The following is a 23,474-nucleotide window of genomic DNA, read 5'->3' as shown; positions in this document are numbered from 1 at the left end:
TCACGGGCCGGTGGCGACCGGCCACACCATCTCCAGCTCCATGCCGATGGAGCGCGCCAGGCCGTCCAGGTCCGGGAACAGCGTGGCGTTGGTGATGTTCATCCGGTACAGCGCTTTCATCGCCTCGTCGCGCATGGCCTGCGGCAGCACGATCTGCTTGAGCAGGGCGCCGCTGTCGCCATAGGCGGGCAGGATCTCGTCCAGCGGCTTGTCCAGCATGCCGGGCACCACCAGCGTGCCCGATTGGGCCACCAGGCGCCGGTCCATCTCGGTCGGCTCGCCGATCCAGATGATGGCGTGGCTGTTGGGCAGGTAGAAGCGCGTGAAGTTGCCGCCCTCGCGCGGGTCGATATGGTCGCGGTCCATGCCGGGATCGGTGTGCGGCGCGGCGGTCCACAGGCGCGGCGTGTTCAGCGCGTAGACGGCGGCGTCGCCGGTGGCGCGCTCCAGCGCGAAGAACGCCGCCACGAAGGGCGACTTGGTGAAGTCCAGCAGGCGGGTGGGCGCGCCGTGGTGCTGCATCAGTGCCAGGCAGCGCAGCGCGTTGTCCAGCACCGACGGGTCGGTCAGGTAGTTGTGCGCCTTGCGGCGGAAGATGCGGATGGCGCGTTCCTCGCGCGCGCGCCAGCTGGCCTGGTCCGGGATGTAGGCGCTCAGGTAGCGCGCCAGGGATGTCATCAGCGGCCAGCGCACATCCTGCTGGCCACGGAATGCCCAGCCGTCCAGCTCCGCGCTGAGGGCCGTGAATTCGTTCCAGTTGCTTACACTGATCTGTTCCATCCGCACTCCTCTCAAAATCGGTCAGGCTGCCAGCAGGGCGGGACGCGGGCCCGCCGCGCGGAGCGCCGGACCGTGCATGCCGTCGCCGGCGTTCAGGCGGAACACGCTCACCAGCCGCGCCAGCTCTGCCGCGCGGTCCTGCAGCGCCTGCGCCGCCGCTGCCGCCTGCTCCACCAGCGCCGCGTTCTGCTGCGTGGTCTCATCCATTTGCACCACCGCCTGGTTCACCTGCGCCAGGCCGCTGCTTTGTTCCGCGCTGGCGGAAGCGATCTCGCTGACCGACACCGCCACCTGCGCCACGCTGGTGACCACATTATGCATCGTCGCTCCGGCCTGCTGCGCAAGCTTGCCGCCGCTCGCCACGCTGGCGGTGGAGGCGTCGATCAGGTGCTTGATGTCCTTGGCCGCTGCCGCCGAGCGCTGCGCCAGCGTACGCACTTCGGACGCCACCACGGCAAAGCCGCGTCCCTGTTCGCCTGCGCGCGCCGCCTCCACTGCCGCGTTCAGCGCCAGGATATTGGTCTGGAAGGCGATGCCGTCGATCACGCCAATGATATCGCCGATCTGGCGCGAGGACGCGCTGATCGCATCCATGGTCGCCACCACCTGCTCCACCACCGAACTGCTGCCGGTGGCCACGCAGGACGCGTCCTGCGCCCGTTCGCGCGCCTGCCGCGCGTGCTCCGCGTTCTGGCTCACGGTGGCCGACAGCTCTTCCATGGCCGACGCGGTTTCCTCCAGTGCGCTGGCCTGCTGCTCGGTGCGGCCCGACAGATCCAGGTTGCCCTGCGCGATTTCGCTGGCGGCGCCGGCAATCGCGTCGGTCCCGCTGCGTACTTCACTGACGATGTTGCGCAGGCTGCCGTTCATTTCCTTCAAGGCCTGCAGGAGCTGGCCCACTTCATCCTGCGAGCGCACCTCGATCTCGCTGCTCAGGTCCCCGCCGGCCACGGTGCGTGCCACCCGCACCGCCTCGCCCAGCGGGCCGGTGATGGTGCGCGTGATCCACAGCCCGAAGCCGACCGCCAGCACGCAGGCTGCGGCGGCCAGCAGCAGGATGTGCAAACGCTTGGCGGCATACAGGTCGGCCGCCTCGCGCCCGCTCTTTTCCATCAGCTTGCCGCCGCCGGCCAGGAAGCCTTTCATGCGCGCGGTGTAGGCCAGCTGGTCGTCGCGCAGCGTGGTCATGAGCAGCGCGGACGCGTCGATGGTGCCGCCGCTGCCCGCCAGTTTCATGAACTCGGCCTGGCCGGCCTGGTACTTCGCACGCAGCACCTGCATGTCCGCGTAGGCCTTGCGTCCCGCCTCGCTGGACAGCATGCCCTGCAGCTTGTTCAACCCTTCGGCGATGGCCTGCTCGCCGGCGGCGATGGAGGCGGTTTCCGCCTTCAGCATGTCCGGATTATCGGCCAGCAGCATGTTGCGCATCGAGATGGCGTTCTCATTCACCTGCAACAGCAGGCTGGTGGTCAGCACCACTTGCGGATAGCGGTCGTCGACGATCTGGCTGGTGGCCTGATTCAGGCTGGCCAGGCTTTGTACCGCCACCAGTACGATACCGCCCAGTAGCGCGATGATGATGCCGAAGCCTGCCGCCAGCCGGTTGCCGATTTTAAGATTTGCGAACATGTGAACTCCATGGAGAACGCCGCGCGGCCCTGACCGGAACAGGGGCACGGCGCGGCGTGGCACTGCGATCAGGTTTTAGAACGAGTGGTGCACGCCCATCGTGGTCACCAGCTGGTTGCGGCCATCGGCCGCGCCGGTGTTGTTCTGCAGCGCGAAGCGCGCCGAACCGCTGGCTTTCTGGTAGGCCGCCTGCACGTAGAACTCGGTGCGCTTGGAGAAAGCGTAAGCGTTGCCGATGCTGAACTGGTTGTACTTGGCGCCGCCCAGCTTGGAGTTGGTGAAGCCGATGTTCAGGGTGTTCAGCGGGGTGTAGTTCCAGGCCGCGCCCAGGTCCACGTTCTTCTGCTTGAAGCTGGAGGCCGGCAGGTCCACGGTGCTTTGCGTGTACAGCGCGTTCAGGCGCCAGTCGCCGACCTTGTAGCCGCCGCCGGCCGCCCAGGTGGTCAGGCTGTCGAACACGGTGCCGGCGTTGCCCAGGTTGAGCGTGGAGAGGAAGGCGCCCGCATAGCCGGCGGCGCGGTCGTTCTGCTTGCTGTAGGCCAGGGCCAGGCGCACCGGGCCGTTGACGTAGTTGGCGCCGGCGCTGACGTTGCGGCCCTTGCTGCTGTCGCCGGCCTGTTCGCCCATGCCCACCATGGCGCTGACGGTCAGGCCGTTCATGGCAGGCGAGGTGTAGCGCACCACGTTGTTGTACTGGTAGGTATTGGCCAGCGTGTCCAGGTTGCCGGGGTGGAAAAGGTAGAAGTTCGTCAGCTGGAAGCCGTTGCTCAGTTTGCCCGCGTAGTCGAACACGATGTCCGGCATGTTGCCAAGCGTGACGCTGCCGAAATTGCCGGACAGGCCGACCATGGTGGTGCGGTTGAACAGCTTGGTGGCGTTGACGCTGGCGCCGGTGTCGGTGGCAAAGCCGCCTTCCAGCTGGAACACGGCCTTCAGGCCGCCGCCCAGGTCTTCCACGCCGCGGAAGCCGAAGCGGTCCGGCTGCATGGTGCCCTGGTCGACGCGCACGGTGGACTTGCCAGCCAGGTTGCTCACGTAAGCCACGCCCGCATCCAGGCTGCCGTAGATGGTGACGTTGCTTTGCGCCTGGGCTGCGCCGCCGGTGATTGCGGTGCTGGCGATTGCTGCTGCTGCGGCGTAGATGTGCTTCTTCATCGGAACTCCCCTTTTGTTATAGGCGGCGCGAGCCGCGTTTCATGGATAAAACGTCGTTTCAAACTTGAATTGGGCGCAAAAAAAACCGGCCGGGTGCCGGTAGCGCAGCGCGCGTGGCTTAGAGGTCGAGCACCAGGCGGTTCCCCTTGCAGCCGGAGACGCAGACCATCATGGTCTTGCCCGACTCGCGTTCGGCCTTGGTCAGCACGCCGTCGCGGTGTTCCGGCACGCCGTCGATCACCGCCGTTTCGCACGAGCCGCACACGCCTTCCCGGCAGCTGTGGTCCACATCGATGCCAGCTTCCAGCAGCGCGTCGAGCAGCGACTTCCCGGCCGGGACCATCACCATCTTCTGCGAGCGGGCCAGCTGGCATTCGTACTCGCTGCCCTGCATCGCCACCACCGGCTCGGCCGGGGCAAAGCGCTCGATGTGCACATTGGGCAGCTTCAGTTCCGCGCAAATGCTTTCGAACGCGTTCAGCATCGGCGTTGGGCCGCAGCAGTAGAAGTGGGCCGCGGCCGACTTGCCGGCCAGGTAGCCGCGCAGGTCCGGCGGGCCGCCCGCCTCCTGGTCGAAGTGGGTCTGTGCGCGGCCGTCGGCCAGCAGCTGGTCGACGAACGCCGCCTCGTTGCGGCTGCGCGCGCAGTACAGCAGTTCCACCGACTTGCCCATGCGGCGCAGTTCGTTGAGCATGCTGTAGATGGGCGTGATGCCGATGCCGCCGGCGATCAGCACCGTGTGCGCGGCCGTTTCGTCGAGCGGGAAGTTGTTGCGCGGCGCGCCTATCTGTATCGTGGAGCCCACCCTCAGCTGCTCGTGTACGTAGCGCGAGCCGCCGCGCGAGTTCCGGTCATGCAGCACGCCGATTACGTAGCGGCGCCGCTCCAGCGGCGAATTCGACAGCGAGTAGCTGCGCACCACGCCGTTCGGCAAATGCAGGTCGATGTGCGAACCGGCCGCGAAGGCGGGCAGCTCGGCGCCGTCCGGCGACACCAGCTCCACGCTGACGATGCCCTGCGCTTCGAAGCGCATGGCCTGCACGCGCACGGTGATCTGTTGACTGTTGCTCATGGCGATTGCTCCCGATACTCTGATGTCTTAGGCGGTCTTCTCTTCGGCGGCGGCGATCTGCGCCTTGGCCAGGCCGCGCAGGTGGCGCCGCAGGCGCACGATGCCCATGTCGTGCTGGTACAGCATTTCGCGCTGGTTGGCGTCCGGCTCCATCGCTTCCAGGATCTCGCGGTCCTGCTCCAGCACATGCCAGTGGCGCGCTTCCAGGCGGTTCTTGTACAGGAAGCGCCAGGTGTCGCGCTGCCAGCCTTCCACCTTGCGCACGCGCCAGAAGAACACGGCGGTGGCGCCTTCCTCCATCGGCGCGTAGCCGCCGATGATGATGAAGTTGCCGCCCGGGCCGCCGGTCTTCGGATAGGGGATCTCGAGGCGCATCCACTGGATGCCGGTTTCGGCATATTCGGTCCAGTCGAAGTTCACGCCGCGCTGGCCTTCCTTCTCGAACACGAAGCCGGTGTCGGTGTCGCGCACGCGGAAGGCGGCGGTGGATTCGCCTTCGGCCATCGAGTGCGACTGCTTGTGCAGGAAGGTGCCGTGCATCGGGTCGAGCACGTTGTCCAGCACGTAGCGGTAGTCGCCGTTCCATTCGGCGTAGCACAGGAAATTCGAGTACTCGGGCGCGCTCAGTTCCGGCGGCAGTTCCAGCGGCGGCGGCTGGTCCACATCCTTGCTGGCGTTGTACACGAAGATGGCGCCGGCCGCCTCCTGCACATGGAAGGAGCGGGTGGCTTTGGCGCCTTCCAGCTTGCAGCCCGGGCTGCCCGGTACGCTGGTCACCACGCCGTCGAAGCGCACCTGCACGCCGTGGTAGCCGCACGCGATGCGGTCGCCCAGCACGATGCCCTTCGACAGCGGCGCGCCGCGGTGCGGGCAGTGGTCTTCCAGCGCGTGCAGGGTGCCGTTCGCTTCGCGCCACAGCACGAACTTGCGGCCCAGGCGGCGCAGCGAGACGGGGCGCTCGGCGATAAAGCCGGACGGGCAGATCGGATACCACAGGTCTTTCAGGCCGGCGGCGAGGACGGCTTCTACTGGATCGTTGGCTACGGTTCTCATGGCTTGTCCTTCCTTGTTCAGCATTCAGCGGCCAGGCGCGCTACTTCGGCCTGGTACCCTTCTTCGGTCCATGCGCCGCCGCCGGGGAAGCCGGGGCCGGTGCGGTTCAGGTGCGCCACCAGCGCGGTGAGGTCGGCGATGCCGGACGCGAAAGCGCGTTCGATGGAATCGCCCAGCAAGTCCTCATAGCCGGTGGGTTCACGGCGGCGGGTCTGGTGTACGGTCAGGTAACGTTCTTGCATGATGTGTCTCCGTTCAGGACTTTGGTTTGTCGGTCAGGAATTTGCCTTCGGGCGCCTTGGCGTTGCGTTGCCTGCGCGTGTTGCCATCCAGGCCGCCTTCGATGGCCCATTCCGCGAACACCGTGGGGCCGGGTTCGAACTCGCGCGGCTCCCAGTGCTGGTCCAGCTGGTCCTCGTCGGCGTAGTATTCGATCAGGCCGCCGGCCGGATTCTTGAAGTACCAGAAGTAGGCCGACGAGATCGGGTGGCGCCCCGGTCCCAGCTGCGTGTCCCAGCCCTGGCGCGACATGTGCATGCCGCCGCCGAACACTTCGTGGATGTCGCGCACGGTGAAGGCCACGTGGTTCAGGCCGGCCTTCGGATCGGGCGTCTGCAGCAGGAAGATGTCGTGGTGGCCGCCCACGTCGGCGCAGCGCAGGAAGGCGCCGCGGCCGGGGTAGCTGTCCGACTGCACAAAGCCGAAGTGCTTGCGGTAGAAGGCTTCGCAGGCCGCCACGTCCTTCACGAAGAACACCACGTGGCCGACCTCGATCGGGGTGGCGCGCTCGTAGGCCGGGCTGCGCTGGTTCACGCGCGGGCGGTGCGACCAGGTGTTCATCTCGGCGCATTGCACGTCCACGTCCTGCTTGCGGGTGACCTGGAAGCGCACGGCCAGGCCGTTCGGGTCGGTGCAGCCGATGCGGCCGGCGGCCGCGTTCTCGTAGGCGCCGGGCAGGCCCCGCACGATGGCGCCGAAGCGCTCCATCACCTCGGGCGATGACACGCCCCACACCACTTCGCGCAGCGTGGGACCGGCTTCGATGGCCGGCGGCAGCGCCGGGTCGTCCGCGCGGCGCACCAGCACGCGGCAGCCGTTCAGCGTCTCGAATGCCAGCAGGCCTGCGGTTTCCTCCACCAGCTTCAGTCCCCAGTCGGAGAAGAAGGTCTTGCAGGCGGGCAGGTCGTCCGCGCCGTAGGTGATCTCGTCGATTCCAAGTACGTCCATTACTTTGCTCCCTGCGCCCACGGCAGCGGCATGTCGTTCATGCCCCAGTAGACGCTTTTCTGTTCCATGTATTGCAGAATGCCGAGGCGGCCCTTTTCGCGTCCCAGGCCGCTGTCGCGCCAGCCGCCGAACGGGGTCGAAATCGAAAACTGCTTGTAGGTGTTGATCCACACGTTCCCGGCCTGCACCGCGCGCGCGTAGCGCCAGGCCTTCTTGTAGTCCTGGGTCCAGATGCCGGCGGCCAGCGCGTACACGCTGTCGTTGGCCTGGGCGATCAGGTCCGCTTCGTCTGTGAAGGGCATGGCCACCAGCACCGGGCCGAAGATCTCTTCCTGGCAGATGCGCCAGTCGTTCTGCACGCCTTCGATGATGGTCGGCAGGTAGTAATTGCCCTTCTCGAACTGGGCGCCTTGCGGGCGCATGCCGCCGGTGCGGATGCGGCCGCCCTCGGCCACGCCCAGCGCCACATAGGACTCGATGCTGTCGCGGTGGCGCGCGGTGATCAGGGGGCCGAGCTGGGTCTTCTCGTCGGCCGGGTCGCCCACGCGCAGCGCGGCGGCGCCGGCGGCCAGGCGCTCCATGAAGCTGTCGTAGATGCTGTGCGCCACGAACAGGCGCGAACCGGCGATACACGACTCGCCCGAGCTGCTGAAGATCCCGTACAGCACGCCGGCCACGGCGTGGTCCAGGTCCGCGTCCTCGAACACGATGGTGGGCGACTTGCCGCCCAGTTCCAGCGACACCGGCATCATCTTGTCGGCCGCGATGTGGGCGATGTGCTTGCCGGTGCTGGTGCCGCCGGTGAAGGACACGCGCTTGACTAGCGGGTGCAGGGTGATGGCGTCGCCGATCACCGAGCCTTTGCCCGGCAGGACGCTGATCAGGCCGGCCGGCACGCCGGCTTCGATGCAGATGCGGGCCAGTTCCAGCGCCGCCAGCGGCGTCACTTCGGCGGGTTTCACCACCACCGCGTTGCCGGCCGCCAGTGCCGGCGCCATCTTCTGCGCTTCGCTGGCAATGGGCGAGTTCCACGGCGTGATGGCGGCCACCACGCCCATTGGCTCGTAGACGCTCATGGTGAGGTTGTCGCCGCGCGCCGGGGTGATGGTTTCCTCCAGCGTTTCGCAGGCTGCCGCGAAGAACTGGAAGGTGGCGGCGGCGCTGGCCACCAGGTTGCGCGTTTCGGTGATCGGCTTGCCGTTGTCCAGGCGCTGCATCTGCGCCAGTTCCTCGCCGCGTTCGCGGATCAGCTGCGCCACTTTGTTCAGCACGGCGGCGCGCTCGTGCGGTTTGCGCTGTGCCCAGCCGCTGGTGCGGAAGGCCAGGTCGGCGCGCTCGATGGCTTCGTGCACGTCGTCCACGCTGGCGGCGTGCAGGTAGGCTACCGGTTCGCCGGTGGCGGGATACAGCGTGGCATACTTGTCGCCGCCGCCGAGGCGCCATTCGCCCGCGACGCAGATTTGTTGAGTGATGTTCGAGTTCATCTGTCTTGCCTTAGATCGAGAGGGCGTGCGCGCGGTTGTTCAGTGCGCGCACCACGCTGAATACCGTCAGCGCGGAAGTCTTGGGATTGGCCGCCAGCGGCTTGCCGCGCATGGTCAGCTCGAAGCCGCCGAAGGCGCCGCTCGCTTCCACGTGGTGCACGTTCTCGGTCGCGGCGGGATCGGCCAGCAGGCGCACCTGCGTGTGGTCCAGGCCCAGGCCCGCCAGCGACAGCGTGGCCGCCACGTTGGCGTTCTTCGGATACAGGCGCGCCGCTTCGCGCGCCGTGCCTTCGAAGATGACCGTGGCCTGCGTCAGCGCGTCCAGGTCCACCAGCTTTTCGGCGGGCGTATCCTTCCACGCGCCGGGCGGCTTGCGGCCGGTGTAGACCACCGAATCCAGGCCGCCGATGCGGGCCGCAGCCAGCGCGTCGATCGCGCCGATCGCCCCGGACAGCAGCTGCACCTGGGTTTTGCCGCGCTGCGCCGCCTGTTCGAGTTTTTCAGCCAGGCCTTCCTCGGACAGGGCGCCCACCGACACCACCATGCACGGAATGCCGCTCTCCAGCGCCGGGATGATGTGTTCCTCGATGGCGCGGTGGCCGGCGCATTCGATCAGCAGGTCGGGCCGGCTGCCGTTCAGGCCGACGCCCACCTTGGTGTGCGGGCACAGTTCGCGCACGGTGGCGCCGGCGTGCTCAAGGCCGGACTCCGGCACGATCACCAGGTCGAACACCACCTCGGGATCGCTTTTCAGCAGCTCCATCACGCCGACGCCGATGGCGCCGCAACCTATCATCGATACATGCAGCATGGCGGGCTCTCCTTATGCGGTGGCGGTGGCGGCTTCGGCCGGCGCGGCTGCCTTCACCGGCGGACCTGCGAAGGCGGTCTTGAAGCTGCCGATGGACAGCATGTCGATCTCCAGCAGGAAGGGACCCGGTTCGGACAGCGCGGTGCGCAGCGCCTGGCCGGCATCGGCCAGGTTGCTCACGCGGGCGTGGCGCAGCTGCAGCGAGTGCGACAGCTCGGCATAGTCCGGCGTGTGCAGGTCGACGTAGTGGCGGCGGCCGCCGTACTGCACGTCCTGGATGTTCTTGATCACGCCGTAGCCCTTGTCGTTCATCAGCACGATGACCATGTCGGCCTTTTCCTGCACTGCCGTGGCCAGCTCGCCCAGGTTCAGGATGAAGCCGCCGTCGCCGGCCAGCGTGAAGGTCTTCTTGCCCGACTTGGTCACCGCCGCGCCGACCGCTGCGCCGATGCCCATGGCCAGGCCCTGGCCGATGCCGCCGCCCAGTGCATGCACGCCCGCCAGCGGATCGAAGATGCGCAGGTAGCGGTTGCCCCAGGTGGAGTTCGACACCGTCACGTCGCGCACCCAGTTGAAGCGGCGGCCCGCCGCTTCCTGCAGCTGGTCCACCAGCGCGCTGTAGGGGCCGAGGCCGTCGACCAGGCCGGCCACCGCCACCGCGCGGGCGGCCTGCAGGTCGGCGATGAAGGACGGGTCGATGCTCATCTTGCCTTCCAGGCGGTCGGCCAGCGCTTCCAGCGCCAGCTCCGCGTCGCCGCAGACGAAGTAGTCGCTCTTGTAGCAGCGGCCTTCGGCGGCCGGATCTGCGTCGATGCGGTACAGCGCGCGCGGCAGCTTCAGTTCGTACTTCAGCGTTTCATTGCCGCGCAGGCGGGAACCCACCACCAGCATGGCGTCGCAGGTCTGGTAGAAGTTCTCCACCGGCTTATGCAGGTTGAAGGCGCCCAGCGAACGCGGGTCGTCTTCGGCCACTACGCCGCGGCCCTGGGTGGTGGTGACCACGCCGAAGCCCATGTCCAGCAGGCGCTGCACCTGCTTCGAGGCGCCGCGGCTGCCGCCGCCCAGCCACAGCATCGGGCGCTTGGCCTTCTTCAGCTGCGCGGCCAGTTCGTCGAGCGCGTGCACCGACGGCTCGTTGCGCTGGATGGGCAGCGGCTTGAAGTCGGACGGCATGTCGATCAGCGCGGCCTGGATGTCGATCGGGATCTCCACGCTGACCGGGCCCATGGGCGGCGTCAGCGCGATCTGGACCGCCTGCTTGACGGTGCTCAGCGCGGTGTCCGTGCTGCGGATGCGGAAAGCGGCTTTGGACACGGCCTTGAGCATGGTCAGCTGGTCCGGCGCCTCGTGGATATAGGACAGGCTCTGGTCCAGGTAAGGCGTTTCAATCTGGCCGGTCAGGTGCAGCAGCGGGGTGCCGGCGGTGAGCGCTTCCACCATGGCGCCGGCGGCGTTGCCGGCCGCCGTGCCGGTCGAGGTCAGGCATACGCCCAGGCCGCCGGTGCTGCGGGCATAGGAGTCGGCCATGTTGGCGCCGCCCGCTTCGCCGCGTGCCGGCACGAAGCGGATCTGGCCGCGTTCGCCGAAGGCGTCCAGGATGGGCATGTTGTGGATGGAGATCACGCCGAAGGCGGCTTTCACGCCGCACTGCTCGAGGAAAGCGGCAATGGCGCCGCCGACGGTGATTTGATTGGTATTAGACATGGCGTGAAAGTCCTCCAGAGACGTCGATATGGCTGCCGGTAGTGTAGGAAGAGAGCGGAGAGGCCAGGAACATGATGGCGCGCGCTGCTTCTTCGGGGAGGCCGAGACGGCCGATTTGAATCTGTTTTTTCTGTGCCAGGCGGCGCGTCCACGCGGCCCAGTCCAGGTGTTGGTCTTCTTCCGGACGGGCGTCGAAGCGGCGCTTCCACTGGCCCGATTCCACCAGGCCGATCAGGATGCCGTTCACGCGCACGCCGTCCGGCGCGAATTCGGTGGCCAGCGAGCGCACCAGGTTGTGCACGCCGGCGCGCGCGGCGGACGTGGCCACCATGTGTGGCTCCGGCTGCACCGCCAGCAGCGAGTTGACGCACACCACCGCGGCGCCGGGCCCGGTCTTGAGCTGCGGCAGGAAGGCGCGGGTGGGGTGGATGATGGAGAAGAACTTCAAACGCAGTTCTTCCATCCACGCTTCGTCGGCGGTATCGGCGAAAGTCGATACGCGGCCCTGGCCGGCATTGTTCACCAGGATGGACGCGGCGCCCAGTTCCCGCTGCACGCGGGCAGCGAATGCCGCCACTTGTTCCGGCGCCAGCACGTCGCAGGTTTGCGCCAGCAGGCGCGCGGCGGGGAACTGCGCGCGCAGTTCGGCGCCAGCCGATTCGAGGCGGGCGGCGTCGCGGCCGCACAGGGCCACGGCGGCGCCGGCTTCCAGCAGCAGCTGTACGGTCGCGTAGCCGATGCCGGACGAACCGCCCGTCACCACCGCTACCCGGCCTGCAAGATTAGTCATGCTCATCATGTGCTCCGTAAAATCAGCGCTGCCAGAGGTTGACGATTTGCGCGGTTTCGGTCGGCGCATGGTCCAGCAGGCGGGAAAGCTCGTCCGCGCTGCCGCGTACCTGGGCCACGATGCGCTCCAGGTGGCCGGTGCCGATCTGCTGGTCGGGGATGGTGGCGCCCAGCGCGGCGACCACTTTGCCGCTGTGGTCGCGCACCGGCGCGGCCATGGTGGAAATGCCGCGCTCGAAGAAGCCCTGTTCCCACACGTAGCCGCGTTCGCGGTCCTGCTGCAGCATGTTGAACAGGTCCAGCACCGTGTGCGGCGTGCTGTCCGAGTACACCTTCAGGTGCTCTTCCGGATACAGCTCGCGCAGCTGCGGCAGGGTCAGGTCCTGCAGCAGCACGCGGCCCAGTACGGTGGCGTGCGCCGGCAGGCGGGTGCCGACGTTGACGGTGCTGACGAACGGCGCCGGGGTACTGGACTTGGCCACGTAGACGATGTTGCGCGCGTCGCGCACCACCAGCGTGGTGGAGTAGCCGATTTCGTCGCGCAGCCGTTCCAGCAGCGGGCGGCCGATCTCGGTCAGCTCCAGCGAAGCCAGGTATTCAAAGCCCATGCGCAGCACGGCCATGCCGAGGCGGTAATCGCGGCCGCCTTCGGCGCGCTCGACGAAGCCCATGCGCTCCAGCGTGGTCAGCAGGCGGAACACCGTGGAACGCGGCACGTCCAGGCGCTTGGCCAGTTCCGGCGCCGACAAGGTCTTCTCGTGGCGGCTGAATTCGCACAGCAGGCGCAGGCCGCGTTCGAGGCCGGGCACCGTGTATTTGTCGGCGCTGTCATCTTCCGCTTGTTCAGGCTTGTTGTTCATGTTTGGTCCCGTAAGTTGTAATGGTTTAGTTCAGGATGGCCGCCGCGGCAGCCTGGGGCTGCTCCACGTAGCAGGCGTGGCCTGCCTGGTCGATCAGGGCGAACGGCAATCCGTGGTGTTCGGCCACCAGGCGGCAATCGGCCGGCGTGGTGACGTTGTCGGCGCTGCCGCAATGGACCGAGGCCACCGCGCACACCGCGCCGGACAGCGCATAATTGTCGATGGCGTCGCCGCACAGCAGGTGCACGGCTTGGGTGTAGCCTGGCAGGTTCAGCTGCGCCATGTTCCAGCGCACCCAGTCGCGCTGGGTAGTGCCGGCATTGCCCGACAACAGGCGGCTGGAGCGTTGCGTGGCCATGCCGTGCACACCCAGTTCGCCGACCGTGGACAGGCGCTCGCGCGCCACTTGCGCACCTTGCGCCAGCCGCGCCGCCTGGCCGTAGCCGCGCGCTGGGCTGAGCAGCACCAGCTTGTCCAGCGTGGCAGGGTGGGCGGCGGCGTAGGCGCAGGCCATCATCGCACCCAGCGAGTGGCCCACCAGCACAAAGCGGCCGGAGTCCAGTACCCCCAGTGCCTGCAGCATCTGGCGCAAGCGGGCGGCGTAGGCTTCCGCGCCGGGACGCGCTGCGGCCAGCACGGAGGAGCTGCCGTAGCCGGGCGCGTTCCATGCGATCACGCGGCTGCCCGGTGCGGCGGCGGCCAGCTCCAGCGCGCAGGGCAGCCAGGAGGCGGCGCCCGAGCCTATGCCGTGCAGCAGCACTACGGTTGACTGCGTGGCGGACTGCGCGGCGGGCGCCGGCGGCACGCCTGGCGCGCCCGGGGCGGCTGCGATTTCGCGGTAGCTCACCATGCCGCCTTCAACGGCGACCGTGCGTTCCGCGAAATGGCGCTCCAGCAGGGACAGGGCGTATTGCAAGCCGTCCGCTTCCGGTGCCATGGCGCTGATGCCGGCAAAGTTCATCTCAGCCTCGCTTGATGCTGGCCAGCGGGTGCTCTGGCGGATAGGTTGGCGTGATGGGCTTTTGCGCGCCCAGCATCACGCACATCAGCGCGTCTTCCTCGCCGATATTGATCTCTTCGCGGTACACGCCGGGCGGAATCGACACCACGTCGCGGTCGGTCAGGATGGTCTCGAAGCGCTCGCCGTCCTTTTCCAGCACCAGCTTCAGCTTGCCGCGCAGGACGAAGAACACTTCTTCCACGTCCACGTGCACGTGCGGCGGGCCTTCATGGCCGGCCGGGATGATCATGGTCGAGAAGGTGAAGTGCTCGGACGGGATCACGCTGCTGTCGTTGGCCACGCCGGTGCCGCCGGTGCCGATGTAGCGCATCTGCGCGCGGCGGTACTTCGGATCGTAGTCGGCCTGGAATTTCAGCGCGTTCCAGTCGTACTTGCGGGTGGAGAAGCGCGCCACGCGCGTGTTCATCCATTCCTCGAAGGAGGCGCCTTGCGGCTGGTCCCAGCTGCGCTGGATCTGCTTTTGTTCGGATACGTCGCTCATTTGTATGCTCCTGATTTAGTTCATTACGAAGCCGCCATTGACGGCAAGGACTTGGCCGGTGACGAAGCGGGACAGGCCGGACAGCGCGAACAGCACCGCGCCGGTCACGTCTTCCGGCACCTGCAGGCGCTGCAGGGCGCGCCCGTCCTGGTAGGTCTGGTAGCGCTGGGCCGGGACGTACTCGGTGGCTTCCACCTTGGTCAGGCCCGGCGCCACCGCGTTGACGGTGATGTTGTGGGCACCTTCCTCGCGCGCCAGCGAACGGGTCATGCCCATGATGGCGCCCTTGCTGGCCACGTAGGCCATCAGGTTGGGCGCGCCCCACAGCGGCGTGTCCGATGCCAGGTTGACGATGGCGCCGCTGCCGGAGGCGCGCAGCGCGGGCAGGCAGGCGTTGGTCATCAGCCAGGTGCCGCGCACGTTTACTTCCATCACCTTGTCCCACATGGCGATCTCGATCTGCTCGGACGACCTGCCGCCCGAATTGGTGATGGCGGCGTTGTTGACCAGGCCGTCGAGCCCGCCCAGCCGGGCCACCGCCGCGGCGGCGCAGGCGTCGATCGAAGCCGGGTCGGCCATGTCGAGCGGGAAGCCGTGCACCTGCAGGCCGCGTTCACGCAGCGCCGCCACCGAAGCGGCCAGCGTGTCGTGCAGGATGTCAGCCAGCGCCACGGTAGCGCCGGCCTCGGCGATGGCGGTGGCGAAGGCCAGGCCCAGGCCGCGCGCCGCGCCGGTGACGAGCACCTTGCGGCCGGCCAGGAGTTGGGTAGTAGTCATCTGAAGCGCCTCCTTATTTCGTGCTGGTTGCTGCTTTAGGCAGGTAGTGCAGCACGCGCCGTTCGGCCCATACCACCGCGCCGTAGGTGACGATGCCCGTCAGCGTCAGCGCGCAGATGGCCACGAACACGGCGGCGGTGTTGCCCTGGCCCTCGCCGTCCACCAGCAGGAAGCCCAGGCCCTGGTTGCCGCCCACCAGTTCGCCCACCGTCACGCCGATCACGGCCAGGGTGGAGGCGATGCGCAGGCCGGAGAACAGGGCCGGCATGGCGGAGCGGAATTCCACCAGGCAGAAGATCTGCCAGCGCGACGCGTTCAGCGTGCGCACCAGGTTCACCATGTCCGGGTCCACCGTGCGGATGGCCGAGAGCACGTTGATCATCACCGGGAAGAACACGATCAGCACCGCGACGATGATCTTCGGGTAGATGGTGTAGCCCAGCCACATCACGAACAGCGGCGCGAAGGCGACTTTCGGCGCGATCTGCAGCGCCAGGATGTAGGGCGAGAGCATGGCTTCGGCGCGCGGCGACAGGCCCAGCGCCACGCCGACCGCCAGTCCCAGCAGGGAGCCGAGCGCGAAGCCGATCACCACTTCCATGGCGGTGATGCCGAAGTGGCCCAGCAGGTCGCTGTTTTTCCACATGAAGACCGATTCCTGCAGCACGCGCGAGAAGCGCGGCAGGATGAACTCGGGCATGCCCAGCGCGCCGGGACCCCATTCCCAGGCCGCCAGGAAGATCGCCAGCACCAGCAGGCTGCCCAGCACGGTGCGCGTTTTTTCGCTCAGCAGCGGGGCGGTCTTGGCGGGCGTGGTCATGATGGCGGGGGAGACTGAATTGGCTGAAGTTGCGGTATCCATTTAGCGCGCCGTCCCGATGAACTGGTTGGTGAACAGGTCGTTGACGGCGGCCGCCTTGGAGACGATGCCTTCGCTGACATAGAACTTCTGCACGCTTTCCATGCGCGCGCCGTCGATCTGGCCCAGCGGCTTCTGGTTGGCGTAGACATATTTGCGGTACATATTGAAGATCTGCTCGATGCTCGCTTCCTTGCCCTTGTAGGAAGGGATGGCTTCGACGTAGGCGGCGGTGGCGGCCTTCGGATCTTTCATGATGTCTTCCATGCCGCGCAGCGTGGCGCGCACCAGGCGCTTGAGCAGTTCCGGCTTGTTCTTGATGGTGTCGTCGGACGCCAGGATGGCCTGCGCCATGGACTTGAAGCCGTTGGTCTCGATGATGTCCACCTTGGCGCCGGCGTCGGTGGCGCTGACGATCCAGTCCGGCACGCCGGCCAGCGCCTGCGATTTGCCGGCCGCGAACACCTGCCACACGCCGGACGGGCCGGCGGCCTGGATCGCCGCGTCGCTCTTGCCCAGGTCCACGTGCTTCATATTGCCCAGCAGTGCGTAGTAGGTGGTGTCGGTGTAGGACATGACGGTGATGGTCTTGCCCTTCAGGTCGGCCAGCGACTTGATGCCGCCGCCCTGGTGCACGCCGACCATGGTCAGCGAGCCCGCGCCCAGCACCGCGATGGCTTTCACCGGCACGCCGTTGGCGCGCACGATGATGGGGGTGTCGCCGATGGCGCCGCCGATCACCGCGTTGCCGGCGCCGATCTGCTTGGCCACGTCCACGCCGCCCTTGGCCGCCACGAAGTTCACTTTCAAGTTCTCTTCCGCGTAGTAGCCCTTCTGCTGCGCGATCATCCACGGCGCGAAGGCCGGGGTGTTCGGCGGCGCCGGCAGCAGGTAGGTGACTTCTTCAGGTGCCGCCAGCACTGGTGCGGCGGCGAAGGCCATGGCGACGGCACAGGCGGCCGAGGCGAGGATTTTATGCATGCTCATATACACTCCTGATTAGTATCGAAACGGCGTTCGGTATGGATTAATGCAGTTCGGCTTCCTGGTCCTTGCCCACTTTCAGCAGCTCCATCAGGCGCCCCGCCAGGGGACCGATTTCGGGCAGCTTGCGGCGCGCCAGCGGATCGTTGCGGTGCGGCAGATCGACCACGATTTCCTCGATCACGGTGCCGGGGCGCTCGCTCATCACCAGCAGGCGGTCGGACAAGGCGATGGCTTCGATCAGGTCGTGGGTGATGAACAGCGCGGTGCGCTGCTTCTCGTACAGCATCTGTGCCAGATCCTGCTGCAGGATCATCTTGGTCTGGGCGTCCAGCGCGGAGAATGGCTCGTCCAGCAGCAGCACATGCGGGTCCACCGCCAGGGTGCGGGCCAGCGCCGCGCGCTGGCGCATGCCGCCGGACAGCTGGTAAGGGTAGTGGCTTTCAAAGCCTTTCAGGTGGCACTTGGCCAGCAGCGCATTGGCGGCCTGGTCGCGCTCCTTGGCGGACACGCCGTCGATCTCCAGGCCCAGCCCCACGTTGGCGCGGATGGTGCGCCATGGCATCAGCAAATCCTTTTGCAGCATGAAGGCCACTTTCTTCACCGGCTTGGTCACCAGTTCGCCGCCCACGTACACCTCGCCCACCGTCGGCAGGTACAAGCCGGCGCCCATGTTCAGCAGTGTGCTTTTGCCGCAGCCGGACGGACCGATGATGGACACGACTTCTCCGCTGCGAATGGAAATGTTGACGTTGGTAACCGCAGAACGCGGCTGTGAGGTTTGCCGGTCGATGAAACTCTTGCCGACGTTGCGGAATTCGATTTCGATCATCATTTCTCTCACAATCATATGTTCCACATATAAAACAACGCTTCGTATGTGGGTTGTAATGTGATTGAAATATAGCAGACATTTTTCGAGAATCCAGCTTTTTGTCTCAAATAAAAATCAGCGTTTCATAGGTAAAACAAAGCAAAAAAAATGGGCAGAAATGCCCGGGCGTGAAAAAGGGGGCGCCGCCCTATGGCGCCGCCCCCTTTTCAATTGAAAGTTGCTCTGGAGTGCTGTTGTTTTTTTGCGCTCAGGTTGTAGAGGTCACATGCGCGGCGCGGCGCACGCGCGGCTGCATGGAACGGTCGGGCGCAGGGGCAGCAACGGGTGCTGCAACCGGAGCCGCAATCGGCGACGCTTGGGGAGCGGAAGAAACCGGCGGCAAGTCATTATCCGGTGTGTCCTGTCCTGCCGCGCGCGGGTGGGCAGGCAGCCAGCCGGCGATGGCGGCGGTGCCGGCCATGCACAGGATAATGACGGAGATCGCCGCAACTGCGCTCAGCGCTGAGAAGCGGTTGCTGACAGTGGGGATTTTTTTGATGATCGCCATGATGATCTCCTTTGTTATTTTGCCGAGACTCAAGATTAACGATCCGGCACGCCGCAAGCTATACATGGCCCTGTATCAAAAGTAAGCAACTGTAACTGGCCACTTGAAGTGGCGGTACACTGGCATTTTTTCCCTTCTGGAGCGCTTCATGAGCCAGCTGTTCACCCCTTACGCACTTGGCCCGCTGACGCTGGCGAACCGCATCGCCATCGCGCCCATGTGCCAGTATTCCGCCGAGGACGGCCTGGCCACCGAATGGCATATGATCCACCTCGGCCAGCTGGCGCTGTCCGGCGCCGGCCTGCTGATGACCGAGGCCACCGCCGTGTCGCCCGAGGGCAGGATTTCGGCCTGGGACCTGGGCTTGTGGTCCGACGCGCACCAGGCCGCGCTGGCCCCGGTGGTGCAGGCCATCCGCAAGCATTCGGCCATGCCGCTGGCGGTGCAGCTGGGGCACGCCGGCCGCAAGGCTTCCAGCCAGCGCCCTTGGGAGGGCGGCGCCAGCGTGCCGCCCGCGCACGGCGGCTGGCAGACCGTGGCGCCGTCCGCCGTGCCGCATGCAACGGGCGAGCACGCCCCGCTGGCGCTGGACGAGGCGGGACTGCAGCGCGTGAAGGATGACTTCGTGGCCGCGGCGCGCCGCGTGCATGCGCTGGGCATCGAAGGTATCGAGCTGCACGGCGCGCACGGCTACCTGCTGCACCAGTTCCTGTCGCCGCTGTCCAATCAGCGCACGGACCGCTACGGCGGCACGCTGGAGAACCGCATGCGCTTTCCGCTGGAGGTGCTGCGCGCGGTGCGGACGGCGGTGCCGGAGTCGGTGTGCGTGGGCATGCGCATCTCGGCGTCGGACTGGGTGCAGGGCGGCTGGGACATCGAGCAGAGCGTGGTGCTCGCGCGCGAACTGCAGCAGGCCGGCGCGCACTTCGTCCACGTGTCCAGCGGCGGCATCTCGCCCTTGCAGCAGATTCCGCTGGGGCCGGGCTACCAGATCCATTTCGCCCGCCGCATCAAGCACGCCACCGGCTTGCCGACCATCGGCGTCGGCCTGGTGACGGAACCGGAGCACGCCGAATCCATCGTGGCGCAGGAGGACGCGGACGTGGTGGCGCTGGCGCGCGCCATGCTGTACGACCCGCGCTGGCCCTGGCACGCGGCGGCCAAACTGGGCGCGCAGGTGCAGGCGCCGCCGCAGTACTGGCGTTCACAGCCGCGCGAACTGAAGGATTTGTTCGGCAGCACGCGCCTGGGCCAGCGCTGAGGGCCGGGGGCACGGAGGCGGCCGGCCTGCGTCTTAACGCAACAACACAGTTGTCATTCTTGTACAAAAATCCTCATGGCGAGCGCGGCGTAAGGCCCTATAATCGCTTGTTTTTGACCGTACCCATCAGCAGAGCGCGGCGGCACAACCGGCGCGGCGGCTACACACCATACAAGGAATGCCTGTGACTCAAACGCTGGCCCAGAAATTGACCCGTACCAAGCCGGTCGGTTTGCACGCCGAACAGGGCGACACCCATACCGGAGGCCTGGCCCGTTCCATGGGCCTGTTTTCGCTGACCATGATAGGCGTCGGCGCCACCATCGGTACCGGCATTTTCTTCACCATGGTGGAAGCGGTGCCCAAGGCCGGCCCCTCGGTGATCCTGTCCTTCCTGCTGGCGGCCATCACTGCCGGCCTGACCGCGCTGTGCTACGCCGAGCTGTCGTTCCGCATTCCCGCTTCCGGTTCCGCCTATTCCTTCGCCTACAGCACGGTGGGCGAGTTCCTGGCCTTCATCGTCGCTTTCTGCCTGCTGCTTGAATACGGGCTGGCGGCCAGCGCCACGGCGATCGGCTGGTCGGACTACCTGAACAACTTCCTGGTCAACGCCATCGGCTGGCAGATCCCGGAGACGCTGCGCACACCGCTGATCCTGGCCACGCCCACCGGCTGGGCATGGAACGTCGGCCATTTCAACCTGCCCCCGATGATACTGGTGGCCATGTGCTGCGTGCTGCTGGTGCGCGGCACCAAGGAATCGGCCACCACCAACGCCATCATGGTGCTGGTCAAGCTGGCCATCCTGGTCTTCTTCGCCGCCGTCGCGCTGAGCGGCTTCGATTCCAACAACTTCACACCCTTCCTGAAACCGGTGAGCGGCGAGTGGCTGCCGGGCGCCACCGGCATCGCGGCGGCGGCGGGGACGGTGTTCTTCTCGTTCATCGGCCTGGACACCATCGCCACCGCCGGCGAGGAAGTGCGCAACCCCAAGCGCAACGTGCCCATCGGCATCCTGAGTGCGCTGGTCATTGTCACCGTGTTCTACCTGCTGGTCGCCGTGGCGGCCATGGGCGCCCAGCCGGCGCACAAGTTCGAAGGCCAGGCCGCCGGCCTGGCGGTGATCCTGCAGAACGTCACCGGCAAGGCCTGGCCCGCGCTGGTGCTGTCGGCGGGCGCCGTGATCTCGGTGTTCTCGGTGACGCTGGTGACCATCTACGGCCAGACCCGCATCCTGTACGCCATCTCGAAGGACGGCCTGGTGCCGAAGACTTTCCAGAAGGTGAACGCGAAAACCCATTCCCCGGTCAGCAACACGCTGATCGTGTGCCTGGTGGTGGGCGTGGTGGCCGGCCTGGTCGATTCCACCTTCCTGTGGGACATGGTTTCGATGGGCACGCTGACCGCCTTCATCATCGTGTCCGTGGCGGTGCCGGTCCTGCGCCGCAAGGACCGCGAGGCGGGCATTCCGACCAAGGGCGGCTTCCGCGTGCCGTTCGGACCTTACTTTGTGCCGGCCCTCAGCATCGGCGCCTGCGCTTACCTGATGGTCAACCTGTCGCACGCCACCAAGGTGATTTTCACCATCTGGATGCTGGTGGCGGTGGTGACTTACTTCGGCTACAGCATGCACAACTCGCGCTTGAAGAAGGCCTGACCGTCGGCGGGCAAGTGCCCAGAATGACAAAAACCCGGCCTCGGCCGGGTTTTTTTTTGGTATTGCCTGCCTTAGTGCGCCTTGGCCAGGGTTTCCAGCTCTTCCAGCGAACGGTCCAGGACGGGTTGCAGGCAGATGCGGGCGGCGACTGCGGCGGCGGCGATGACAGTGGTGAACAGGGCGATCAGTTCCATGATTAACCCCGCGATGCCATGAAGTGCAGTTCGGTCATCAGGTTAGGCATGTTCGCGTCTGGACGGCTGGCCAGTTCGAACAGCGTAGCCTGTGGTTTGCTGCGCTGCACCGGTGCGGCGGCAGGCTTGTGGGCCAGCAGGGCAGCCATCAGACCGCGTGCTGCCCGGCCAACGTTGGCGAAATAGCTGGTTTCGTTGTAGCTGTTGAACGTCAGGTTGCTTGCGGTGGTCATGATGTGCTCCAATGCGTGTGATGTTGCAGTGCAGTATAGATGCTCCACATCCATAAATAAACTTTTCATTTGTGATGTGGCCTATAAAAAATTCAAATAACTCTGCCGAAGCTGCAGGCACGCAGAGGTAGCTCTGCTGTATCATTGATGGCCTAAAAGCAATTAAAAACAGGGGATTCGGGATGTCTTTGCGTATCAAACTCATGCTCGCCTTGCTGCTGACCGGACTGGCGTCGGTGGCGGTGGTGGGCGGCCTGACTTATTCCAGTGTCAACACCAAGTTCGACACCATACGGAGCAAGCAGGCCGCCGAGCACTTCCATAAATTCATGACGGCTTATTTGACCGAGTATGGCGATTGGAAGACGGCGATTGCCACCGAGTCCTTTGACCGCTTCGTCCAGCGCACCGAGCGCGGCCAGGTGGCGCCGGACAGCGAGCGTCCGAGCGACCTGCTTGAACGCATGCCGCCCAATATCGACCGCCAGTCGCGCCAGGACGAGGCGCGGCCGCCACGCCCCGAAGGCGCCCCTCAGCCCGACGCGCGCCGTGGCCCACCCGATGGCCGCCGCCCCGAACTCGACGAGCGCCGTGGCCCGCCCGACGCGCGCCGCCCCGAGTTCGACGAGCGTCGTGGCCCACCCGATGGCCGCCGCCCCGAACTCGACGAGCGCCGTGGCCCACCCGATGGCCGCCGCCCCGAACTCGACGAGCGCCGTGGCCCGCCCGATGGCCGCCGCCCCGAATTCGACGAGCGCCGTGGCCCGTCCGACGGCCGCCGCCCCGAATTCGACGAGCGCCGTGGCCCGCCCGACGGCCGCCGCCCCGAGTTCGACGAGCGCCGTGGCCCGCCCGATGGCCGCCGCCCCGAGTTCGAAGACCGCCGCGCGCCTCCGGCCGCCGCTCCGGCTAAGGAGGACCGCAGCGTGCAGGCCGACGAGCGCGGCACGCCGCAGGCGGCGCCCCGTATCTGGCGCGCCGCTTACCTGCAGCAGCCGCAGGCAACCGGCGCGACCGAGCCGTTCGCCGGCCAGCGCCAGGCTCCGTCCGACGACCGTCCAGAGCGCGGCCGCCAGCGCCAGGCGCCACCATACCGCTTCGTGCTGACCGACCCGGACTACAAAGTCCTGCTCGGCGCCGGCCAGTACAGCCGCGACAGCCAGTTGCCGGCCGATGCCCGCGCCAAGGCGCGCCCGATCGAAGTGAATGGCAAGGTGGCCGCTTACGTCTCTCCTGAAGGCGTGATCACGCCCAGCCGGCAGGAACTCGAATTCCTTGCCGCCATGCGTTCCTCCCTGGCCGCCGGCGCCGCCGGTGCTGCGCTGCTGGCGCTGGGCCTCGGCCTGGCGCTCAGCCGGGGCCTGAGCAGCCGCCTGAGCCACCTCACCAGCGCCGTGCGCGCCATGCACGGCGGCTCGCTGCGCCAGCAAGTGCCGGTGCAAGGCAAGGACGAAGTGGCCACCCTGGCCAGCGCCTTCAACGAAATGAGCGAACAGCTGGCGCGCAGCCACGAAGAACTGCAAGCGTCGCACCAGACCATCTTGCAGCAGGCCGACCAGCTGCGTGAGCTCAGCATCCGCGACGCGCTCACCAACCTGTACAACCGCCGCCATTTCGACGAACAGGCCAGCACCTTGTACAACCAGGCGGTGCGCCACAAGCGCCCACTCAGCCTGGTCATCGGCGACATCGACTTCTTCAAGAAGATCAACGACAACTACTCGCACGCGACCGGCGACGCGGTGCTGCGCCAGGTGGGCGCCATCCTGCGCCAGCACGTGCGGCTGAGCGACCTGGTAGCGCGTTACGGCGGCGAGGAATTCGTGCTGGCACTACCGGAAACCGACCTGCCGCAAGCGGCTGCCCTGTGCGATAAGCTGCGCCAGATCATCGAGCAGCACCCGTGGCACGAGGTGGAGCCCGGCTTGAAGGTCACCATGAGCATGGGCGTGTTTGCCGACTACGCCGTGGGCACTGCCGAAGCCATGCTGCAAAAGGCCGACGCGCTGCTCTACCAGGCCAAGGAAGCGGGGCGCAACCGCGTCTGCCACGCATAAGCTC

Annotated in this window: 24 protein-coding genes; 3 read left to right on the top strand and 21 right to left on the bottom strand. The window is 66.7% G+C overall.

The window, feature by feature from the left end:
- The 19 genes from AC6H42_RS02745 to AC6H42_RS02655 form a co-directional block, all read right to left on the bottom strand.
- The gene (locus AC6H42_RS02745; protein WP_057152688.1) at positions 1-780 is read right to left on the bottom strand and encodes an FRG domain-containing protein; all 780 of its coding nucleotides are present in this window, start codon (positions 778-780) and stop codon (positions 1-3) included.
- A 21-nt stretch (positions 781-801) separates the two neighbouring features.
- Positions 802-2,409 (bottom strand): methyl-accepting chemotaxis protein, encoded by a 1,608-nt coding sequence (locus AC6H42_RS02740; protein ID WP_497547360.1) that lies wholly within the window; start codon positions 2,407-2,409, stop codon positions 802-804.
- 75 nt (positions 2,410-2,484) lie between these two features.
- Positions 2,485-3,564: a porin gene (locus tag AC6H42_RS02735; RefSeq protein WP_497547359.1), complete on the bottom strand. Its 1,080-nt coding sequence runs from the start codon at positions 3,562-3,564 to the stop codon at positions 2,485-2,487.
- A gap of 118 nt (positions 3,565-3,682) precedes the next feature.
- Positions 3,683-4,636 carry a PDR/VanB family oxidoreductase gene (locus tag AC6H42_RS02730; RefSeq protein ID WP_057152691.1) on the bottom strand — a complete coding sequence of 318 codons (954 nt, stop codon included), beginning with the start codon at positions 4,634-4,636 and terminating at the stop codon, positions 3,683-3,685.
- Positions 4,637-4,663: 27 nt separating this feature from the next.
- The gene (locus AC6H42_RS02725; RefSeq protein ID WP_497547358.1) at positions 4,664-5,689 is read right to left on the bottom strand and encodes a Rieske 2Fe-2S domain-containing protein; all 1,026 of its coding nucleotides are present in this window, start codon (positions 5,687-5,689) and stop codon (positions 4,664-4,666) included.
- A 17-nt stretch (positions 5,690-5,706) separates the two neighbouring features.
- Positions 5,707-5,931 carry a recombinase-like helix-turn-helix domain-containing protein gene (locus AC6H42_RS02720; RefSeq protein WP_057152692.1) on the bottom strand — a complete coding sequence of 75 codons (225 nt, stop codon included), beginning with the start codon at positions 5,929-5,931 and terminating at the stop codon, positions 5,707-5,709.
- A 13-nt stretch (positions 5,932-5,944) separates the two neighbouring features.
- Entirely contained in the window at positions 5,945-6,916 is a 972-nt protein-coding gene (locus AC6H42_RS02715; RefSeq protein WP_497547357.1) for a VOC family protein, read from the bottom strand.
- Positions 6,916-8,400, bottom strand: coding sequence for an aldehyde dehydrogenase (locus AC6H42_RS02710; protein WP_497547356.1), 1,485 nt, complete (start codon positions 8,398-8,400; stop codon positions 6,916-6,918). Before AC6H42_RS02710 ends, AC6H42_RS02715 begins: the two co-directional genes overlap by 1 nt.
- A gap of 10 nt (positions 8,401-8,410) precedes the next feature.
- On the bottom strand, positions 8,411-9,163 hold the full coding sequence (locus AC6H42_RS02705; protein ID WP_497547379.1) for an aspartate dehydrogenase: 753 nt from the start codon (positions 9,161-9,163) through the stop codon (positions 8,411-8,413).
- A 60-nt stretch (positions 9,164-9,223) separates the two neighbouring features.
- Positions 9,224-10,915, bottom strand: a complete 1,692-nt coding sequence (locus AC6H42_RS02700) for a thiamine pyrophosphate-binding protein (RefSeq protein WP_057152696.1) — start codon at positions 10,913-10,915, stop codon at positions 9,224-9,226.
- A complete protein-coding gene (locus tag AC6H42_RS02695; protein WP_057152697.1) occupies positions 10,908-11,711 on the bottom strand; it encodes an SDR family oxidoreductase in 804 nt (267 codons plus the stop codon). The genes AC6H42_RS02700 and AC6H42_RS02695 overlap by 8 nt, the downstream gene beginning before the upstream one ends.
- Before the next feature lie 16 nt (positions 11,712-11,727).
- The gene (locus AC6H42_RS02690; protein WP_057152698.1) at positions 11,728-12,564 is read right to left on the bottom strand and encodes an IclR family transcriptional regulator; all 837 of its coding nucleotides are present in this window, start codon (positions 12,562-12,564) and stop codon (positions 11,728-11,730) included.
- 25 nt (positions 12,565-12,589) lie between these two features.
- Complete coding sequence (locus AC6H42_RS02685; RefSeq protein WP_082551443.1) at positions 12,590-13,525, bottom strand: alpha/beta fold hydrolase; 936 nt, start codon at positions 13,523-13,525, stop codon at positions 12,590-12,592.
- A 1-nt stretch (position 13,526) separates the two neighbouring features.
- Positions 13,527-14,066, bottom strand: coding sequence for a cupin domain-containing protein (locus AC6H42_RS02680; protein WP_057152699.1), 540 nt, complete (start codon positions 14,064-14,066; stop codon positions 13,527-13,529).
- A gap of 15 nt (positions 14,067-14,081) precedes the next feature.
- The gene (locus AC6H42_RS02675) at positions 14,082-14,843 is read right to left on the bottom strand and encodes an SDR family oxidoreductase (RefSeq protein WP_497547355.1); all 762 of its coding nucleotides are present in this window, start codon (positions 14,841-14,843) and stop codon (positions 14,082-14,084) included.
- Between the two features lie 13 nt (positions 14,844-14,856).
- Positions 14,857-15,705: an ABC transporter permease gene (locus tag AC6H42_RS02670; RefSeq protein ID WP_082551444.1), complete on the bottom strand. Its 849-nt coding sequence runs from the start codon at positions 15,703-15,705 to the stop codon at positions 14,857-14,859.
- Positions 15,706-16,683: an ABC transporter substrate-binding protein gene (locus AC6H42_RS02665; RefSeq protein ID WP_057153601.1), complete on the bottom strand. Its 978-nt coding sequence runs from the start codon at positions 16,681-16,683 to the stop codon at positions 15,706-15,708.
- Between the two features lie 46 nt (positions 16,684-16,729).
- Positions 16,730-17,521 carry an ABC transporter ATP-binding protein gene (locus AC6H42_RS02660; RefSeq protein ID WP_229417999.1) on the bottom strand — a complete coding sequence of 264 codons (792 nt, stop codon included), beginning with the start codon at positions 17,519-17,521 and terminating at the stop codon, positions 16,730-16,732.
- 247 nt (positions 17,522-17,768) lie between these two features.
- A complete protein-coding gene (locus tag AC6H42_RS02655) occupies positions 17,769-18,068 on the bottom strand; it encodes a hypothetical protein (RefSeq protein WP_157200777.1) in 300 nt (99 codons plus the stop codon).
- A 148-nt stretch (positions 18,069-18,216) separates the two neighbouring features.
- Here AC6H42_RS02655 and AC6H42_RS02650 point away from each other — a divergent pair, with 148 nt between their 5' ends.
- Together AC6H42_RS02650 and AC6H42_RS02645 are read left to right on the top strand one after the other, a co-directional pair.
- On the top strand, positions 18,217-19,329 hold the full coding sequence (locus AC6H42_RS02650) for an NADH:flavin oxidoreductase/NADH oxidase (protein WP_057152702.1): 1,113 nt from the start codon (positions 18,217-18,219) through the stop codon (positions 19,327-19,329).
- A 184-nt stretch (positions 19,330-19,513) separates the two neighbouring features.
- On the top strand, positions 19,514-20,986 hold the full coding sequence (locus AC6H42_RS02645) for an APC family permease (protein WP_157200778.1): 1,473 nt from the start codon (positions 19,514-19,516) through the stop codon (positions 20,984-20,986).
- Positions 20,987-21,057: 71 nt separating this feature from the next.
- Here AC6H42_RS02645 and AC6H42_RS02640 read toward each other — a convergent pair whose 3' ends face one another.
- Entirely contained in the window at positions 21,058-21,180 is a 123-nt protein-coding gene (locus AC6H42_RS02640; RefSeq protein ID WP_267877820.1) for a hypothetical protein, read from the bottom strand.
- 2 nt (positions 21,181-21,182) lie between these two features.
- On the bottom strand, positions 21,183-21,413 hold the full coding sequence (locus AC6H42_RS02635) for a hypothetical protein (RefSeq protein WP_157200779.1): 231 nt from the start codon (positions 21,411-21,413) through the stop codon (positions 21,183-21,185).
- Positions 21,414-21,595: 182 nt separating this feature from the next.
- On the opposite strand from AC6H42_RS02635, the gene AC6H42_RS02630 reads away from it, so the two are divergent.
- Positions 21,596-23,470 carry a sensor domain-containing diguanylate cyclase gene (locus AC6H42_RS02630; protein WP_497547354.1) on the top strand — a complete coding sequence of 625 codons (1,875 nt, stop codon included), beginning with the start codon at positions 21,596-21,598 and terminating at the stop codon, positions 23,468-23,470.
- The last annotated feature ends 4 nt before the right edge of the window (positions 23,471-23,474 follow it).

This window comes from Massilia sp. NBRC 108631 (assembly GCF_059704565.1).
This window is presented reverse-complemented; position numbering and strand designations above follow the sequence as displayed.

Bases quoted from the DNA above. Each gene is read 5' to 3' on its own strand.
- AC6H42_RS02730 (WP_057152691.1), bottom strand. From the start codon at position 4,636: ATGAGCAACAGTCAACAGATCACCGTGCGCGTGCAGGCCATGCGCTTC.
- AC6H42_RS02655 (WP_157200777.1), bottom strand. From the start codon at position 18,068: ATGGCGATCATCAAAAAAATCCCCACTGTCAGCAACCGCTTCTCAGCG.
- AC6H42_RS02665 (WP_057153601.1), bottom strand. From the start codon at position 16,683: ATGCATAAAATCCTCGCCTCGGCCGCCTGTGCCGTCGCCATGGCCTTC.
- AC6H42_RS02710 (WP_497547356.1), bottom strand. From the start codon at position 8,400: ATGAACTCGAACATCACTCAACAAATCTGCGTCGCGGGCGAATGGCGC.
- AC6H42_RS02635 (WP_157200779.1), bottom strand. From the start codon at position 21,413: ATGACCACCGCAAGCAACCTGACGTTCAACAGCTACAACGAAACCAGC.
- AC6H42_RS02720 (WP_057152692.1), bottom strand. From the start codon at position 5,931: ATGCAAGAACGTTACCTGACCGTACACCAGACCCGCCGCCGTGAACCC.
- AC6H42_RS02660 (WP_229417999.1), bottom strand. From the start codon at position 17,521: ATGATGATCGAAATCGAATTCCGCAACGTCGGCAAGAGTTTCATCGAC.
- AC6H42_RS02675 (WP_497547355.1), bottom strand. From the start codon at position 14,843: ATGACTACTACCCAACTCCTGGCCGGCCGCAAGGTGCTCGTCACCGGC.
- AC6H42_RS02740 (WP_497547360.1), bottom strand. From the start codon at position 2,409: ATGTTCGCAAATCTTAAAATCGGCAACCGGCTGGCGGCAGGCTTCGGC.
- AC6H42_RS02715 (WP_497547357.1), bottom strand. From the start codon at position 6,916: ATGGACGTACTTGGAATCGACGAGATCACCTACGGCGCGGACGACCTG.
- AC6H42_RS02695 (WP_057152697.1), bottom strand. From the start codon at position 11,711: ATGAGCATGACTAATCTTGCAGGCCGGGTAGCGGTGGTGACGGGCGGT.
- AC6H42_RS02700 (WP_057152696.1), bottom strand. From the start codon at position 10,915: ATGTCTAATACCAATCAAATCACCGTCGGCGGCGCCATTGCCGCTTTC.
- AC6H42_RS02725 (WP_497547358.1), bottom strand. From the start codon at position 5,689: ATGAGAACCGTAGCCAACGATCCAGTAGAAGCCGTCCTCGCCGCCGGC.
- AC6H42_RS02685 (WP_082551443.1), bottom strand. From the start codon at position 13,525: ATGAACTTTGCCGGCATCAGCGCCATGGCACCGGAAGCGGACGGCTTG.
- AC6H42_RS02650 (WP_057152702.1), top strand. From the start codon at position 18,217: ATGAGCCAGCTGTTCACCCCTTACGCACTTGGCCCGCTGACGCTGGCG.
- AC6H42_RS02630 (WP_497547354.1), top strand. From the start codon at position 21,596: ATGTCTTTGCGTATCAAACTCATGCTCGCCTTGCTGCTGACCGGACTG.
- AC6H42_RS02735 (WP_497547359.1), bottom strand. From the start codon at position 3,564: ATGAAGAAGCACATCTACGCCGCAGCAGCAGCAATCGCCAGCACCGCA.
- AC6H42_RS02640 (WP_267877820.1), bottom strand. From the start codon at position 21,180: ATGGAACTGATCGCCCTGTTCACCACTGTCATCGCCGCCGCCGCAGTC.
- AC6H42_RS02690 (WP_057152698.1), bottom strand. From the start codon at position 12,564: ATGAACAACAAGCCTGAACAAGCGGAAGATGACAGCGCCGACAAATAC.
- AC6H42_RS02745 (WP_057152688.1), bottom strand. From the start codon at position 780: ATGGAACAGATCAGTGTAAGCAACTGGAACGAATTCACGGCCCTCAGC.
- AC6H42_RS02705 (WP_497547379.1), bottom strand. From the start codon at position 9,163: ATGGAGCTGCTGAAAAGCGATCCCGAGGTGGTGTTCGACCTGGTGATC.
- AC6H42_RS02680 (WP_057152699.1), bottom strand. From the start codon at position 14,066: ATGAGCGACGTATCCGAACAAAAGCAGATCCAGCGCAGCTGGGACCAG.
- AC6H42_RS02670 (WP_082551444.1), bottom strand. From the start codon at position 15,705: ATGGATACCGCAACTTCAGCCAATTCAGTCTCCCCCGCCATCATGACC.